Genomic DNA, 15,905 nt, shown 5'->3' on the forward strand with positions numbered 1-15,905 from the left:
AACGTCGATTGGGTGCGTACCGAACGAAAGCCCACCCGTCTGGACCGGGTGTTCGCAAGGCTGGACCGTGAACCGGAACGGCCGGCCCACCTCGATGTGCCGAGGATGAGCCGGCACCGGGTCGCGCTTCTCGCCGCGACCCTGGCCTTCTACGGGGCGATCGTGTGGGCCGTGGTCATCACCTCGTGGCTGGTCCGGCTCGACTGGCAGGTCATGTTCTTCCGGCCCTACCAGCAGTGGTCGGAGATCCACGCGTTCGTCGACTACTACGTGGTGCTCGGCCAGCGCGGCCCCACCGCGGTGATGGTCGCGGCCTGGCTGGGCTGGCGCTCCTGGCGGCAGCACACCCTGCGGCCGCTCCTCGCGCTCGGCGTCTCCCTGCTGCTGCTGAACGTCACGGTCGGCGCCGCCAAGATCGGCATGGGCCGCCTCGGCCCGCACTACGCGACCCAGGTCGGCTCGAACGAGATGTGGCTGGGCGGCGATATATTTCCCAGCGGCCACACCGCCAACGCCGTGGTGACCTGGGGAATCCTGGCCTACATGGCCTCCACCCCGAGAGCCCGCCGCTGGCTGTCCGCGCTGTCCGCGGTGACCTCGCTCGGCGTCGGCCTGTCCACCGTGTACCTCGGTACGCACTGGCTGAGCGACGTTCTCCTCGGCTGGGCCGCCGGCCTGCTGATCCTGCTGGCGCTGCCCTGGTTCGAGCCGCTGATCGCCCGTGCCGAGGCCGTCATCCTCGATCTGCGGGACCGCAGGCGGGCCGGACACACCGGTACCGCCCCGGCCGCACCGGTCGAGGTTCCGGTGCTGCTCAAGCCGCGCGAGTCGGCCCAGGACGTCTCTCCCACGGCCCACTCACCCCGGGCGCCGGTCTATCTGGCGCCGGGCCCCCACACGGCCCGTTCGGAGCGCACCCCGGTCACCCCGGCCGGCAGTCGCAGACCGCCCCAGACCGAGCGGCTGGGCCGCGGCACGACCTCCGCGGCCCGCCCGGTGACGGGCGGCTGACCGTCCCAGGACCGCGGGGCCGGTACGCACAAGCCCAACCCCGCGGCGACGGCCCCGGTTCCTCCACCTGAGGGGCCGGGGCCGCCGCTTGCCGTCTCAGCCCTTCCAGGCCCGGGTCACGAGGCCGTCCCGCACCTCGAAGTTCAGGCGGCCGCTCAGGTATTCCATGGTGATGATCGCCCCCGGCGGCAGGGACCGGACCTTGGTCCAGCCGCGTTCGCGGGCGAGCCGCTCGGCGCGGTCGGCGGTCAGGCCGAGATAGCTGTCGGGCTGGTCCCGGGGTTCTGCGGAAGGTGTCGGAATCGGTGCCATGCCGCCACGCTAGGCCCTGCGCGGCGGTGTGGGCCAGAGGGGTGGCGCCCAAGGCACTCGTCCCTCTCCGGTCACACTTCTGTCACAGGACCACGACACGCGTTTCGGCCCAACCGCGTCACACGTTCGAGCGGTTCCGTACATCTTTCGCAGGCATTCGAACTCAATTCCCGCGTGTCGTGAAGCCTCTTCGAAAAGGCCGTCGGAAAGTTCCGGGGTAACTCCCCCGGGGCTCCCTTTCTCGCCCGATTCCGCGCGGGCAGGGGAGATCCGCCGCCGCACAGGAATTGCCTCGCCGCGACACAGCACCCTCGTACGCCCCCTGTCGGACGCACGGCGCCGCGAGCATCATGGCGTGGGCTCGCGGGCACGCGCGGCGCGGGCCTCGGGGGCCCGGGGCAGGCGAGCGAAGGGGCGAGCGAGCGATGGGCACTGAGACCGTGCGGACGCCGGTACGACCCGTGCGGCGCAAGCGGAAGGGCCGGCTGGTCGTCGACTGGCTGACCACCACCGACCACAAGAAGATCGGCCATCTGTATCTGATCACGTCGTTCGCGTTCTTCCTGCTCGGCGGTCTGATGGCGCTGCTGATGCGGGCCGAGCTGGCCCGGCCCGGTCTCCAGCTCATCGACAACCAGCAGTTCAACCAGCTGTTCACGCTGCACGGCACGATCATGCTGCTGCTCTTCGCGACCCCGGCGTTCGCGGGCTTCGCCAATGAGCTGATGCCGTTGCAGATCGGGGCGCCGGACGTCGCCTTCCCCCGGCTGAACATGCTGTCCTACTGGCTCTACCTGTTCGGCGGGCTGATCGTGATCGGCTCGCTGTTCGTGCCCTCCGGGCCCGCCGACTTCGGCTGGTTCGCCTACGCGCCGCTCAACAGCCTGGAGCGCTCACCGGGCGTCGGGGGCGATCTGTGGATCATGGGCCTCGCGCTCTCCGGGTTCGGCACGATCCTCGGCGCCGTCAACTTCGTCACCACCATCATCGGGATGCGCGCACCGGGCATGACGATGTTCCGGATGCCGGTCTTCGTCTGGAACACCCTGTTCACGTCGATCCTGATCCTGATGGCGTTCCCGGTGCTGGCGGCGGCGCTGCTGTGCCTGGAGGCCGACCGGCGCTTCGGCTCGCACGTCTTCGAGGCCGCCAACGGCGGTGCGCTGCTGTGGCAGCACCTGTTCTGGTTCTTCGGCCATCCCGAGGTGTACATCATCGCGCTGCCGTTCTTCGGGATCGTCAGCGAGATCATCCCGGTCTTCTCGCGCAAGCCGATGTTCGGCTACCTGACCCTGATCGGGGCGACGATGGCGATCACCGGTCTGTCGGTGGTGGTGTGGGCGCACCACATGTTCGCCACCGGAGCGGTGTTGTTGCCGTTCTTCTCGTTCATGAGCTTCCTGATCGCGGTGCCGACCGGGGTGAAGTTCTTCAACTGGACCGGCACCATGCTCAAGGGCTCGCTCTCCTTCGAGACGCCGATGCTGTGGTCGGTGGGCTTCCTGGTGACCTTCCTGTTCGGGGGTCTGACCGGGGTGATCCTGGCGTCGCCGCCGATGGACTTCCACGTCACGGACAGCTACTTCGTGGTCGCGCACTTCCACTACGTGGTCTTCGGCACCGTGGTCTTCGCGATCTTCGCCGGGTTCTTCTTCTGGTGGCCGAAGTTCACCGGCCGGATGCTCGACGAACGGCTCGGCAAGATCCAGTTCTGGACCCTCTTCGTCGGCTTCCACACGACGTTCCTGGTGCAGCACTGGCTGGGCGCGGAGGGGATGCCGCGCCGCTACGCCGACTATCTGGCCGCCGACGGCTTCACGGCCCTGAACACCGTCTCGACCGTCGGCGCGTTCCTGCTCGGCATCTCGACGCTGCCGTTCCTCTACAACGTCTGGAAGACGGCCAAGTACGGAGAGAAGGTCGAGGTCGACGACCCCTGGGGCTACGGCCGTTCGCTGGAGTGGGCGACGTCCTGTCCGCCGCCGCGGCACAACTTCACCACTCTGCCCCGGATCCGCTCGGAGTCCCCGGCGTTCGATCTGCACCATCCCACGTTCGCGGCACTCGCTCCAGAGCCCGCGTCAGACGGTCCCGAGCGGTCCTGATGGCGTCGGTCAGCTCGACGGGCTCCAGCACCTCGAACTCGAAGCCCAGCAGCATCACATGGATGACCATCACGTCCAGACTCCCCGCCCCGGTGCGCAGCAGACAGCTGCGGGGCCCCTCGGGCTCCAGCACCCCGGCGGAGGGCGAGATGTGCTCGGCGGCCTCCCGCAGCGGGACCAACAGCCGCACCAGCGCCTGGGCGGCGTAGGCGCGGGTGGAGACGCCCTGGGAGACGTAGGCGGCGAGGTCGTCGGCGGGCGGTCGGCGGGGGGTGAAGCGGGGGCCGTGCGGCGGGCGCGGGGTGATGCGGTCCACGCGGAAGATGCGCCAGTCGTCCCGGTCCAGGTCCCAGGCGACCAGGTACCAGCGCCGCTCGGTGCAGACCAGGCGGTGCGGTTCGGCGCGGCGGCGGGTCAGCGTGCCGTCGTGCCCGCGGTACTCGAAGCGCAGCCCCTCCGCGTCCCGGCACAGGTGGGCCAGTTCGGTGAGGACCCCCGGGTCGACCGCGGAGGGCAGGCTGCGCAGCATCGGCACGGTGAAGGCGTTCAGGGCGCTGACCCGGCGGCGCAGGCGGTTGGGCAGGACCTGTTCCAGCTTGGTCAGGGCCCGCACCGAGGTCTCCCCGATGCCTTCGATGCCCTGTCCCGCGGCCGTGCGCAGGCCGACGGCGACGGCGACCGCCTCGTCGTCGTCCAGCAGCAGCGGCGGCAGTTCGGCGCCCGCGCCCAGTTGGTATCCGCCGCCCGAGCCGGGGCTGGCGTTGACCGGGTAGCCCAGTTCGCGCAGCCGCTCCACGTCCCGGCGCACGGTGCGCGCGGTGACACCGAGACGCTCGGCGAGTTGGGCGCCGGACCAGTCCCGGTGGGCCTGGAGGAGCGAGAGCAGGCGCAGCAGTCGTGCCGAGGTCTCCAACATGGCGCCGAGTCTGCCAGCGCGATCGGACAGTTACGGTCCGCAATGCTCAACTGGCAAACACCCAGGCGCGGGATATGGACACCTGGCGCGCATCAGGATGAGTGGCGGTTCGCCCCTCTCACGGTGTGTAGGACAGCTGCGGCACGACGAAGCAGGTGCCGTCCATGTCCCCCTGGGTCACCCAGCCCCGGCCGTCCTGCCAGCGGGCCACCGACAGACACGCCCGCCGGGTGCCGGGCGGCTCGGGCAGGTGCGCGAAGCGGACGGGAAGCAGCAAACCGCCCGCGGTGTAGTCCTGGCTGCGGCTCATCCACGCGTCCACGCACGCGCGCGTGACACCCGTGTCCGCGCAGGACCGGGCCGCGTCGGTGAACCAGCGGGCGGCCGCCCAGCCCTCCACCTGCCACTGCGAGTGGGTGTCCAGCCCGTCGGTCGCGTCCCGGAACTCCCGTACCGCGGCATGCCCGATGTCCTCGAAGTTACGGCTGGATCCCGTCGCCCACAGGGCGTTGCGGCAGCGCGGGGCGTCCTTGTAGTCGTCGGCGACGGTGGACGTCCAGTTCTGTACGTTCGTCACCTTCGCGGTGAGTCGCACGCCGGCCTCGTCCAAAGCCGCGCACAGCCGGGCGTTGCCGTGGCCGTCGATGGCGTCGAAGACCAGATCGGCACCCCGGTCCTTCAGATCCGCCGCGACGGCGCGGAAGTTGGGCAGCGCGAAGTCCACCTGCTCGGTGATCACCTCGTACCCCTCGGCCTTCAGTCCCCGCTCGACGAGCCGGGCGTAGGCGGCGGACGCGGACTGGTTGTAGGAGACGACGGCGGCCGTGCGGGCGCCGTGCTCGCGCTTGAAGTAGCGGTAGACCTCGGTGCCGCCGTACAGCTGCCCGTCCCAGCCGACCGTGCCCCGGCGGGGCGCCAGGCTGCCGTAGACGCCGTACAGATGGGGCCAGGTGTCGTAGGCGGCGCCGATCGGCTGGCCGCCGATGTCGGGCACGCCGGCCCGGGAGACCCGTGAGGCGCCCGCGTAGTCGAGGGCCGTGGTGGCGACCAGCGCGACGACCCTGTCCTCGTCGATCAGCCGGTGCACGCACTCGTTGTTGCCGACGCCGCTGCCGCCGTCGTCGCACAGCCGCACCTCGACGGGCCGCCCGCCGACGCCCCCGCGCGCGTTGAGGTGCTCGAAGTACGCCTTGGCGCCGTCCCGCGGCCCGGTGAAGGCGTTGCCGCCGACCGGGCTGGTGGCGCTGGTGATGATGCCGACCCGGATCGGACCGGCCTCCGGGGCCGACGTCGTACGGGTCCCGCCCTCGAAGTCGCTCTCCGGCAGCCGGCTGCCGCAGGCGGCGCTCAGCACGAGCAGCAGCGCCGCCAGCGCCTCAGCAGCCCGCGACCGGCGAGGCCGAGCCATTGCCGCTCAGTTGCACCAGCGCGCACAGCGTCTTGGCGGACACCTTCCAGGTGCCGTCCTGCTCGACGGCGGTCCCCGCGGCGTCGGGCAGGGCGGTGGCACCGTTCAGGGTGAGCGTGTACGTCACGTCCGCCTCGGTGGGCGAGGTGAAGGCGACCTCGGTCACCTGGGCGCCGACCTGTCCGCCGCGCTCGTCGCCGCTGAACGCCCGGAGCACCGGCGCCATCTCCTCGCCGTTCTCCAGGACGTTCTGCTTGTCGTCGAGGGAGGTCGCGGGGTCGAAGAACTTCCGCCAGTTCTCCTGGATCTCCCGCTCGGCCGCCGCGGCGTCGGCGGGAGCGGTCGCCGCGGGGGCGCTGGTCGTGCGCTCCACGGAGGGGGTCGGCGGGGTCGCTCCGCCGCCGCCTCCCTCGTCGTCGCTGCAGGCCGCGAGGGCCGGGGCCAGGAAGAGCAGCAGGGCGGCCGCCAGCGCGGTACCGCGGCCCGCGTTGCGCCGACTGAGGTCGCTCACGGGAACCATCTGGCTCACCACCGGGTGTCGGTCCGGGCCGGGTGCGCCCGGTGCTTTCAGGGTCAGCTCACAGAGGGCATAGTGCAAGCCATCGGCTGACATGGACAGACATATGACGTGTGAAGCCCAAGGAGCCAGCGATGCGGACATCCCGACTCCGGAACGTGCGGCCCGTCCTGTGGGCCGGCTGGGCCGCCCTCGCAGCGGGGGCGGTGCTCTGCGTCCTCGGCTGGTACGGCGTGTCGGGCGAGCGGTTCGCCGAGCGGCAGCTGCCCTACCTCGCCTCCTGCACGGTCCCCGGCGCGGCCCTGATCGTCGCCGGCGCGGTGCTGCTCGCGCGCGGCCGCGACGCGCTCACCGCGGCCCGTGTGGACGAGCTGTACGGGCTGCTCGTGGCGGCCGGTCCCGAGGACGCCGAGCCCCCCGGCCGGCCGGCGGCACCGCTCGCGGTCAGCGGGGACCTGCTGATGGTGCCGGGCGGCACCCTGTGGCACCGCGCGGACTGTCCGCTGGTGGCGGGCAAGGCGGAGGCGGTTCCGGTGGACAGCGGGCTGGTGCGGGGCGGCGAACTCGGCCCCTGTCCGATCTGTGAGCCGGCCGAAGCGGACGACTGATGTCCGGCCTGACGTACGACCTCACCCTCGCCGGGCTCTCGGTCGGCAGCGCGGCCGCGCTCACCGGGATCGGTCTGGTCGTCACGTACCGGGCCACCGGGGTGCTGAACTTCGCGCACGGCGCGGTCGCCATGGTCTGCGCCTACGCGCTGCGGCAGTGCGTGGTGGAGTGGGGCTGGCCGCTGTGGGCGGGCACCGCGGTGACGCTGCTGGTCCTCGCGCCCGCGATCGGGATGGCGCTGGAACGGTTCGTGTTCCGCCCGCTGTCCGTCCTCGGCGACGACCCGGCCCGCGCCCTGGTGGCGTCGATCGGCGTGTTCGTGCTGCTGGTGGGCGGGGCCGCGCTGCTGTGGGGGCAGGGGGCGCGGGACGACGCGCCCGAGGTGCTGGGTGCGGCCGACCCCTGGGGGCAGCTCGCGGTGGTCCTCGTCCTGGCCGCCGGTGTCGGCGCGGTGGTCCGGTGGACGCGGTTCGGGCGGGAGCTGCGGGCCGTGGTGGACGACCGGCGGCTCGCCGTGCTCGGCGGGGTGGACGCGGACCGGGTCGCCTCGGCGGGCTGGGCGTTCGGCTCGTTCACGGCCGGCCTCACCGGGGTGCTGCTCGCGCCGTACGTGCGTCTCGACCCCTACGGGCTGCCGCTGCTGGTGATGGAGGTCGTCGCGGTGGCGGTGGCGGCACGGATGCGGAGTCTGCCGGTGGCCGTGCTGACCGCGCTGGGCATCGGCGTGGCACAGGCCCAGCTCACCCGGCTGCACCCGTCGGGGTGGGGCGAGCCGCTGCTCCAGGCGGTCGGGGCGAACCTGTTCGTGGTGGCGCTGCTCTTCGCGGCGCTGGCCCTCCCGGGCGTCGGCGCGCGGGACGCCCTGCCGCGTACGGCCACCGCGAGGGTGCCGACCCCGCCGGGGGCGTGGATCGTGGCGCTGGTGCTGTTCCTGCTGCCGCTCGGCTTCGCCGGTTCGGACCTGCACACCTCGGTCCAGGTCCCCGCACTGGGCGTGGTCCTGCTCTCCCTGGTCGTCGTCACCGGCCGGGGCGGCCAGATCTCGCTCGGCCAGGCGGCCTACGCGGGCCTGGGCGCCCTCTTCACGGCACTGCTGGCGGCGGGCCGCTTCCCCGGCCTGCCCCGGCTGCCCGAACTGGCCGCGCTGGCGGTGGCGGTGCTGCTGGTGGCTCCGCTGGGCCTGCTGACCGGCTGGCCCGCGATCAGCCGCCGCGGGCTGGCGCTGGCGCTGGCGACGTTCGCGGTGGGCGTCGGCGTGAGCCGCTTCGTCTTCGCCCAGCCGTACGCGACCTCGGGCCTGGCGCTGGGGCGCCCGGCGGGCTTCGAGAGCGACCGCGCCTACTACCTGCTGGAGCTGGTCCTGCTGGGCGCGGCCCTGCTGGCGGCGCACACCCTGCGCACCGGACGTACGGGCCGCGCCCTGGCGGCCATGCGGGACCACGAGGCGGGCGCCTCGGCCGCCGGGGTGCGGGTCCCGTCCCTGAAGCTGCTGGCGTTCGTCGCGGGCGCCGCGCTGGCCGCGCTGGGCGGCGGCATGCTCGGCATGGGCCTGCGCGCCTTCGACCCCGGCGCCTACGACCCGGTGCGCGGCCTGCTCTGGTTCGCCGCGGTCGTGGTGCTGGGCGCCGACAGCACCCTGGGCGCCCTCGCGGCGGCGGCCCTGCTGGTGGGCCTGGACGCGGGCGCGCGGGGCGGCGTGGCGGCGGCCCTGATCGGCGTACTGGCGGTGCTCGTGGGCCGGTTCCCCGGCGGCCCGTACGAGGCGCTGCGCTCTGTGACGGCCCGTCTGCGGCCGCACGTCGACACACGGCTGACCACACCCGGCGAGTCGGTACGCGCCCGACTCGCCGGAGCGGACCGGCGCCGGACGGGGCCGGCACACCCCGCGGCAGCCCACACACCACCTGCCGCCACGGAAAGCCCGCGGCCGACCCAGCACGCGGGCCTGCGGACACGCCCCGACACCCGGCTGCCGGGAGCCTCCACCGAACCCGGCGACCGGCGGAGGGCGCGCGGTAGCGAGGAGGCCCCCTCGCCCGGCGCCCTGCCTGCCGCCGAAACCGTAGACCCCCCGACGGCACCCGCCACGACACTGCGCGCACGCCTGCGCAGGCGACTCGCCCACGCCCACACACCCACCACCAGCACTTCCGCCCAAGCCGGGAACCACCCCACGCCACACGGCGAGGGAGCCCCCGACCGCGCCGTCGAACCCGGCGACCGGCGGAGGGCGCGTCGTGCGACGCTGCGCGCACGTCTGCGCGCGCGGTTCGCGGCCGGCGCCGGGGGTGACGCACGGGCGGCCGGGGCGGTCGAGGAGCGCGGCGCCGGTCGGCCCGCGTCCGCCCGGTCGGGGCGCCCCTCCCCACTGCCCGCCCTGCCGGCACGCGCGCCGGTGCTCAGCACGCACGGTCTCCGGGCGTCCTACGACGGCTTCCGCGCCCTCGACGGCGTGGACCTGGAGGTGCCCCCCGCCCGGATCACCGCGATCGTCGGACCCAACGGGGCCGGAAAGAGCACCCTGTTCCACTGTCTGGCGGGCACCCTGCGCCCCTCCGGCGGCCAGGTCCGCCTCGGCGGCCGGGACATCACCCGGCTGCCCGCGCACGCCCGCACCCGGCTCGGCATCGGGCGCACCTTCCAGCAACTCGCCGTCTTCCCCTCCCTGACGGTGGCCGAGAACGTGAGGGTCGGCGCGGAACAGGGCCACGCCGACGACCCGGCCGCCGTGGAACGCGCCCTGCGCCTGCTGGGCCTGGACGGCCCGGTGCGGGACGCCCCCGCCGCGGGCCTGCCCACCGGCACGCTCCGCCGGGTCGAACTCGCCCGCGCCCTGGCCGGCGGCCCCCGACTGCTGCTCCTGGACGAACCCGCCGCCGGTCTGGACACCGCCGAGATCACCGCGCTGGCCCGGGTGCTGAGGGCACTCGCCGCCGACGGCACCGCCCTGGTGGTCGTGGAGCACGACCTGGACCTCGTGGCCGATCTCGCGGACTTCGTCCACGTCATGGCGGCCGGCCGCGTCGTCGCCTCGGGCCCCCCGGACCACGTCCTCCACACGCTCGGCACCCAGGAGACCCCCGCATGACGCTCTCCCTGCGCGAGGCGCGTGTGCGCTACGGCCCCCTCGAAGCCCTGCACGGCGTCACCCTCGCCGCGCCCGGCCCCGGCCTGACCGTCCTGCTCGGCCGCAACGGCTCGGGCCGTACGACCGCGCTGCGCGCGCTGGCCGGGACCGTCGCGCCGACCGCGGGTTCGGTGGTGTGGGACGGCATGGACGTGACCCGCGTCCCGGCGTACGAACGCGCCCGGCGCGGGCTGTGCCTGATCCCGGACCGGCGGGCGGTCTTCGGCTCCCTGACCGTCCGCGAGAACCTCGACCTCACCTCCCCCGCCCACGGCCCGGCCCTGGACGCCTACCCCCGTCTGGAACGGCTGCTGGACCGCCGGGCCGGCACCCTGTCCGGGGGCGAGCAGCGCATGCTCGCGCTGTCCCGGGCGCTGCTGGGCCACCCGCGTGCGGTGCTCGTGGACGAGGCGGCCCAGGGCATGTCCCCGGCGGTGGCCGCCCGCACCTACGAACTCCTCGCCGGACTGGACGCGTGTGTGGTCCTGGCCGAGCAGCGGCTGCCGCCCGTCCTGCGCGACCGGCCCGCGCTGGTGTACGAACTGCGCCGCGGCTCGGTCGTGTTCGCCGGGGAGGCGGCCGAGTGGGCCCGCTCCCGGGCCGGGCGGGCGACGGGCCGACCGGGCTAGCCGGGAGACAGGGCGGGCGACACACGCCCTATGGCAGGAGCAGCAGGACCTCGGTGCGCAGTCGGTCCGGATCGCTGCCGATCGTCTTCTTGTTGAGCTTGTACAGGGCCTGCCAGCCGCCCTTGACCCCGTACTTGCGGGCGATGGACGAGAGCGTGTCGCCGGACTTCACCGTGTGCATGCGGCCCTTGAGCCCGTACCGCTTGGAGCACACGGGCCAGGCTCCCCAGCCCTGTACGGCCAGGACCTTCTGCGCGACCGCGATCTGCTGCGCGCGGGTGGCGAGATCGGCGCGCGCCGCGTACTTCAGGCCACCGAACTCCTTCCAGGTGGGCTGCCAGAACTGGAGGCCGCCGTAGTAGCCGTTGCCGGTGTTGATGTGCCAGTTCCCGCTGCTCTCGCACTCGGCGATGCAGCCCCAGGGCCACTGGTCCGCCGCGCAGGCGGGGAGCCGGGTCGCGTCCGGCACGTGGGGGGTGGCCGGCGGTGCCGCGTGGGCGGCCGCGGGGTCGACGGCGGTGAGCAGGGCGGCCGCGAGGGCGAGGGTGATCGTCGTGCGGTACATCGGCCCACGCTAAGCAGCGGCGCGCGCGGGGGCCGTCCCGGCGCGTCGGTGGGCCGGGGCGCCCCACCCGGTCGGCGGACCGGGCGGGGTCCGCAAGGATGTCCGCGTCTTCGCTCAGCAGTGCGCACGCCGGGGAGCCAACCGCCGTGACCTGTAGCGCACTTGACCAGTAGTGCGCGATTCCCGGCCGCACGGTGACCGTGTGCGACGGTCGGTTCGATTCCGTTCGCCCCGGTGCGTGACTCCCGCCGCAGATCGCCCGTTGTCTATGCATGAGCCCGGGACCCACCCGGATCACGGGCCGGGAGCCACCCGGCCGCGCCACGCACCACATCCCGAGGGAGCCACCCGTGCCGCGCATGCTCGACGTCAGCGACGAGGTACGCGCCGAGATCGGCGACGAAGAAGCCGACCGGCTGCTCGCCGGAGACAACGCCCCCGGCAGCTACGACTGCACCTCCTGTCGCACCCAGGGCGACTCCGAACAGGAGCGCACCAGCACCGTTCTGTTCATCGGGGACGAGACCGCCGTCCTCGCCTTCGCGCACGCCACCTGTCTGCCCTCGCAGGTCGTCCAGGTCACCGAGGAGCAGCTCCAGGGCGCGGTGCGGTCGATCACCGGCGACTCGGCCCCCGCGGAGCCGGACCGGGCGGCGCCCGAGCAGGCGGTGCTCGGGGTGACCAGCGGACTGATCCTGATCGCCGGTGAGTTGCACCCGGCGCTGGTGGTGGAGCCGACCGGGCCCATCGTCCGGCCCGGCTCGACCGACATCGGTGACGACTTCCTGCCGCTGCTGATCGAGCAGGGGTTCATGCCGGTGACGCAGATCGAGTCGGTGCCGCCCGTGCTGCACGGCTGGTCGGTCCTGCTCGCCATGGGCCAGCTGCACGCGGTGCTCCAGCCGGGAGCGGGTGGCGGCCAGCCGGTGGCCTGGTGGCAGGCGCACCAGCCGCTCCAGGTCACCGAGGGGTGGCGGGCCGCGGCCAACAAGCACCAGCAGGTGCTGCTGTTCGCGGCGCCGGTGGGCTCCATCGGCCGTCAGCCGCGCGAGGACCTGCTCCGCGACGCCCTCGACAAGGCCGCGGCCAACGGCAAGCTCGTGGCGTCCGCGCTGCCGCTCGCGGGCACCTGAGCGACGGGCGGGAGGGAACCGCGCGACGGACGGCGGCCACGGTCAGCCGGTTATTTCCGTGCGGTTCCGCACGCCCCCCGAGTACGCCTCACGGCCGCATCCCTTGCCGGGGCCCGTCGTTTGGAGATACGTGCACGCATACGATGCTTCTCCGTCGGCAACGCCGATCTACGACGCGCTCTACGCCGAGTACGTCAAGTCCTTCCGCACCCTGCCGGGCGACCGCAGCGGCGAGGAGGATCTGGGGTTCACCGCCTTCGGGAACATTCCGCACAGTACGGGCTCCTACGGCGGACACCGGCCCGGGTCCTTCTCCAGCTCGTACAGCGCCTACAGCGCGGGCGCGCACAGCGCCCGGCAGTCGCAGTGGCAGCGGATCGGGCACATCGGGCCGCAGGGCACCGGCAGCACCGCGCTCCAGCCGGTCCCCCGCAGGAGCGTCTGAGGTACGAGAAGAGGGCGGTCCCCGACGGGACCGCCCTCTTCTCGTGCCCTGCGGCTACTTCTTGCGTCCGCGCTTCTCGCGGACCCGCACGGAGATGTGGATCGGGGTGCCCTCGAAGCCGAACTCCTCGCGCAGGCGGCGCTCGATGAAGCGGCGGTAGCCCGCCTCGATGAAGCCGGAGGCGAAGAGCACGAACCGCGGCGGCTTGGTGCCGGCCTGGGTGCCGAACAGGATGCGCGGCTGCTTGCCGCCCCGGATCGGGTGCGGGTGGGCGGCGACCAGCTCGCCGAGGAAGGCGTTGAGCCGGCCGGTGGGGACCCGGGTCTCCCAGCCGGCCAGGGCCGTCTCGATCGCCGGGACCAGCTTCTCCATGTGCCGGCCGGTGCGCGCCGACACGTTCACCCGGGGCGCCCAGGCGATCTGGGCCAGCTCGGTCTCGATCTCCCGCTCCAGGTAGTAGCGGCGCTCCTCGTCGAGGGTGTCCCACTTGTTGAAGGCGACGACCATCGCGCGCCCGGCCTCCACGGCCATCGTCACGATGCGCTGGTCCTGGACGGAGATGTTCTCGGAGGCGTCGATCAGGACGACCGCCACCTCGGCCTTCTCCACCGCGGCGGCGGTGCGCAGCGAGGCGTAGTAGTCGGCGCCCTGCTGGAGGTGGACCCGCTTGCGGATGCCCGCGGTGTCGACGAACTTCCAGGTGACGCCGCCGAGTTCGATCAGCTCGTCGACCGGGTCCCGGGTGGTGCCGGCGAGCGAGTCGACGACGACGCGCTCCTCGCCTGCCACCTTGTTCAGCAGCGAGGACTTGCCGACGTTGGGGCGGCCGATCAGGGCGATGCGCCGGGGTCCGCCGACCGCGGTGCCGAAGGACTGCTCGGGGGCGTCGGGGAGGGCGTCCAGCACGGCGTCCAGCATGTCGCCGGTGCCGCGGCCGTGCAGGGCCGAGACCGGGTGCGGTTCGCCGAGGCCGAGGGACCAGAGGTAGGAGGCGTCCGCCTCGCCGCTCGGGCCGTCGACCTTGTTGGCGCACAGCACGACCGGCTTGCCGGCCTTGCGCAGCAGCCGTACGACCGCCTCGTCAGTGTCGGTGGCGCCGACCTTGGCGTCGACGACGAAGACCACGGCGTCGGCGGCCTCGATGGCGTACTCCGCCTGGGCGGCCACGGAGGCGTCGATGCCGAGGACGTCCTGCTCCCAGCCGCCGGTGTCGACGACCTTGAAGCGGCGCCCGGCCCACTCGGCCTCGTAGGTCACCCGGTCGCGCGTGACGCCGGGCTTGTCCTCCACGACGGCCTCGCGGCGCCCGATGATGCGGTTGACGAGCGTCGACTTGCCGACGTTCGGGCGGCCGACGACGGCGAGGATCGGGAGCGGGCCGTGGCCCGCCGCCTCGATCGCGCCCTCGACGTCCTCGATGTCGAAGCCCTCTTCCGCGGCGAGCTCCATGAACTCCGCGTACTCGGCGTCGCCAAGTGCCCCGTGGTCGTGCGGCTCGCCCGCGCCCTCGGAGTGGATCTGGTCGTTCATGAAGTCCGTACCTCGTTCAGTGTGGTGATCGGTGGACCGCCCGATCCGGGTGATCCACTACTCAAGTGTCGCCCAGGGTCATTCTGATGGATATCCGTGGGAGAAGGAGCGGCGTTCGGTGCGTGCGCTCGGCGTGCGGTGCGGAGGGTCATGTGGCGGAGCCACCTGTCCCTCCGCGCCGTGCGGCGAGCGGGCGTGCCGGGCGTCGCGACGCCGCGGAGATCCATCAGAACGACCCTAGCGGCCGGTGAGCCGCCTGGCGTTTACCAGGTGCTCGGTGAGCTGCTTCTGGATGCGCTCGGTCGCCTCGTCCAGCGCCGTGCGGGTGCGCCGTCCGCTGCCGTCGCCCGCCTCGAACGGGTCGCCGAAGACGACGTCGACGCGGCTGCGCAGCGCGGGCAGCGCCTTGACCAGCCGGCCGGGCCGCTCGGTGCTGCCCAGCACGGCGACCGGGACGACGGGCGCGCCGCTGCGCACGGCGAAGTAGGCGAGTCCGGCGCGCAGGGAGGCGAAGTCGCCCTCGCCCCGGGTGCCCTCGGGGAATATCCCGAGGACGCCGCCGTTCTCCAGGACGCCGAGCGCCCGGGTGACGGCGGTGCGGTCGGTGGTGGTGCGGTCCACCTTCAGCTGGCCGATGCCGGTCAGGAAGGGGTCGAGCGGGCCGATGAACGCTTCCTTCTTGATCAGGAAGTGCGTCGGCCGGGGTGCCACGCCCATGACCATGGGGCCGTCGATGTTGTGGGAGTGGTTGACGGCGAGGATCGCCGGTCCGGTGGCCGGCATCCGCCAGGCGCCGAGCACCCGCGGCCGCCACAGCCCGTACATCAGGCCGACGCCGATACGCCGGCCGACCTCGGCGCCCCGCGGGGACGGCAGCTCGGTCACTTCGTGGCCCGCTTCTCCTCGACGAGGGTCACGACGCACTCGATGACCTGCGTGAGGGTCAGCTCGGTGGTGTCGACCTCCACGGCGTCGCCGGCCTTGGCCAGCGGGGAGGTCTTGCGGCTGGAGTCGGCGGCGTCCCGCTGGATCAGGGCCTCGCGGGTGGCGTTGACGTCGGCGCCCTTCAGCTCGCCGCTACGGCGGGCGGCGCGGGCCTCCGCCGAGGCGGTCAGGAAGATCTTCAGGTCGGCGTCGGGCAGCACGGTGGTGCCGATGTCCCGGCCCTCGACGACGATGCCGACCTCGGCGCCGGCCGCGATGGAGCGCTGGAGTTCGGTGATCCGGGAGCGCACCTCGGGCACCGCGCTGACCGCGCTGACCTTGGAGGTGACCTCCTGGGTGCGGATCGGGGCGGCCACGTCGATGCCGTCGACGGTGATCGTCGGCTTCTCCGGGTCGGTGCCGGAGACGATGTCGGGCTTGCCGGCCACGGCGGCGATGGCGCCCGCGTCGTCGACGTCGATGCCGTTGGTCACCATCCACCAGGTGATCGCCCGGTACTGGGCGCCGGTGTCGAGGTAGCTCAGGCCGAGCTGGGCGGCGACGGCCTTCGACGTGCTCGACTTGCCCGTGCCGGAGGGGCCGTCGATGGCGACAATCACGGGCTGGGCGGCGCCGTTTTCCACGGGGGGACACCTTCCTGGTGCTGTGTGGTG

At 73.1% G+C, this 15,905-nt stretch carries 15 protein-coding genes; 7 read left to right on the forward strand and 8 right to left on the reverse strand.

Annotated elements, in window-relative coordinates:
• The first annotated feature begins 12 nt into the window (after window positions 1-12).
• The gene (locus AB0E07_RS33470) at window positions 13-1,011 is read left to right on the forward strand and encodes a phosphatase PAP2 family protein (RefSeq protein ID WP_362260546.1); all 999 of its coding nucleotides are present in this window, start codon (window positions 13-15) and stop codon (window positions 1,009-1,011) included.
• Window positions 1,012-1,107: 96 nt separating this feature from the next.
• Here the strand turns inward: AB0E07_RS33470 and AB0E07_RS33475 are convergent, their stop codons facing one another.
• Window positions 1,108-1,323: an I78 family peptidase inhibitor gene (locus tag AB0E07_RS33475; RefSeq protein ID WP_362260548.1), complete on the reverse strand. Its 216-nt coding sequence runs from the start codon at window positions 1,321-1,323 to the stop codon at window positions 1,108-1,110.
• Between the two features lie 425 nt (window positions 1,324-1,748).
• On the opposite strand from AB0E07_RS33475, the gene ctaD reads away from it, so the two are divergent.
• Complete coding sequence (ctaD, locus tag AB0E07_RS33480) at window positions 1,749-3,428, forward strand: cytochrome c oxidase subunit I (RefSeq protein ID WP_362260550.1); 1,680 nt, start codon at window positions 1,749-1,751, stop codon at window positions 3,426-3,428.
• Here the strand turns inward: ctaD and AB0E07_RS33485 are convergent.
• The 3 genes from AB0E07_RS33485 to AB0E07_RS33495 form a co-directional block, all read right to left on the reverse strand.
• Window positions 3,319-4,344 (reverse strand): YafY family protein, encoded by a 1,026-nt coding sequence (locus tag AB0E07_RS33485; protein WP_362260552.1) that lies wholly within the window; start codon window positions 4,342-4,344, stop codon window positions 3,319-3,321. The genes ctaD and AB0E07_RS33485 overlap by 110 nt on opposite strands.
• A gap of 118 nt (window positions 4,345-4,462) precedes the next feature.
• Window positions 4,463-5,752: an ABC transporter substrate-binding protein gene (locus AB0E07_RS33490; RefSeq protein WP_362260554.1), complete on the reverse strand. Its 1,290-nt coding sequence runs from the start codon at window positions 5,750-5,752 to the stop codon at window positions 4,463-4,465.
• On the reverse strand, window positions 5,721-6,272 hold the full coding sequence (locus AB0E07_RS33495; protein ID WP_362260556.1) for a hypothetical protein: 552 nt from the start codon (window positions 6,270-6,272) through the stop codon (window positions 5,721-5,723). Before AB0E07_RS33495 ends, AB0E07_RS33490 begins: the two co-directional genes overlap by 32 nt.
• A 131-nt stretch (window positions 6,273-6,403) precedes the next feature.
• On the opposite strand from AB0E07_RS33495, the gene AB0E07_RS33500 reads away from it, so the two are divergent.
• From AB0E07_RS33500 to AB0E07_RS33510, 3 genes are read left to right on the forward strand one after another with little or no spacing between them, the layout of a single operon-like run.
• Complete coding sequence (locus tag AB0E07_RS33500; RefSeq protein WP_362260558.1) at window positions 6,404-6,877, forward strand: hypothetical protein; 474 nt, start codon at window positions 6,404-6,406, stop codon at window positions 6,875-6,877.
• On the forward strand, window positions 6,877-9,966 hold the full coding sequence (locus tag AB0E07_RS33505) for an ATP-binding cassette domain-containing protein (protein ID WP_362260560.1): 3,090 nt from the start codon (window positions 6,877-6,879) through the stop codon (window positions 9,964-9,966). Before AB0E07_RS33500 ends, AB0E07_RS33505 begins: the two co-directional genes overlap by 1 nt.
• The gene (locus AB0E07_RS33510) at window positions 9,963-10,634 is read left to right on the forward strand and encodes an ATP-binding cassette domain-containing protein (RefSeq protein ID WP_362260562.1); all 672 of its coding nucleotides are present in this window, start codon (window positions 9,963-9,965) and stop codon (window positions 10,632-10,634) included. The genes AB0E07_RS33505 and AB0E07_RS33510 overlap by 4 nt, the downstream gene beginning before the upstream one ends.
• Before the next feature lie 28 nt (window positions 10,635-10,662).
• Here the strand turns inward: AB0E07_RS33510 and AB0E07_RS33515 are convergent, their stop codons facing one another.
• A complete protein-coding gene (locus AB0E07_RS33515; RefSeq protein ID WP_362260564.1) occupies window positions 10,663-11,199 on the reverse strand; it encodes a transglycosylase family protein in 537 nt (178 codons plus the stop codon).
• Window positions 11,200-11,549: 350 nt separating this feature from the next.
• On the opposite strand from AB0E07_RS33515, the gene AB0E07_RS33520 reads away from it, so the two are divergent.
• Window positions 11,550-12,332, forward strand: coding sequence for a hypothetical protein (locus AB0E07_RS33520; RefSeq protein WP_362260566.1), 783 nt, complete (start codon window positions 11,550-11,552; stop codon window positions 12,330-12,332).
• A 130-nt stretch (window positions 12,333-12,462) separates the two neighbouring features.
• A complete protein-coding gene (locus AB0E07_RS33525) occupies window positions 12,463-12,777 on the forward strand; it encodes a hypothetical protein (protein WP_362260568.1) in 315 nt (104 codons plus the stop codon).
• Between the two features lie 54 nt (window positions 12,778-12,831).
• Here the strand turns inward: AB0E07_RS33525 and der are convergent, their stop codons facing one another.
• The 3 genes from der to cmk all read right to left on the reverse strand — a co-directional run bounded on the left by der (window position 12,832) and on the right by cmk (window position 15,875).
• Window positions 12,832-14,307 (reverse strand): ribosome biogenesis GTPase Der, encoded by a 1,476-nt coding sequence (gene der, locus AB0E07_RS33530; protein WP_362260570.1) that lies wholly within the window; start codon window positions 14,305-14,307, stop codon window positions 12,832-12,834.
• 237 nt (window positions 14,308-14,544) lie between these two features.
• Window positions 14,545-15,192 (reverse strand): lysophospholipid acyltransferase family protein, encoded by a 648-nt coding sequence (locus tag AB0E07_RS33535; protein ID WP_362260572.1) that lies wholly within the window; start codon window positions 15,190-15,192, stop codon window positions 14,545-14,547.
• Complete coding sequence (gene cmk, locus AB0E07_RS33540) at window positions 15,189-15,875, reverse strand: (d)CMP kinase (protein WP_362260574.1); 687 nt, start codon at window positions 15,873-15,875, stop codon at window positions 15,189-15,191. Before cmk ends, AB0E07_RS33535 begins: the two co-directional genes overlap by 4 nt.
• Between the last annotated feature and the right edge of the window lie 30 nt (window positions 15,876-15,905).

It is taken from the genome of Streptomyces sp. NPDC048002, assembly GCF_040653275.1.
In the GTDB taxonomy this organism is placed as follows: domain Bacteria; phylum Actinomycetota; class Actinomycetes; order Streptomycetales; family Streptomycetaceae; genus Streptomyces.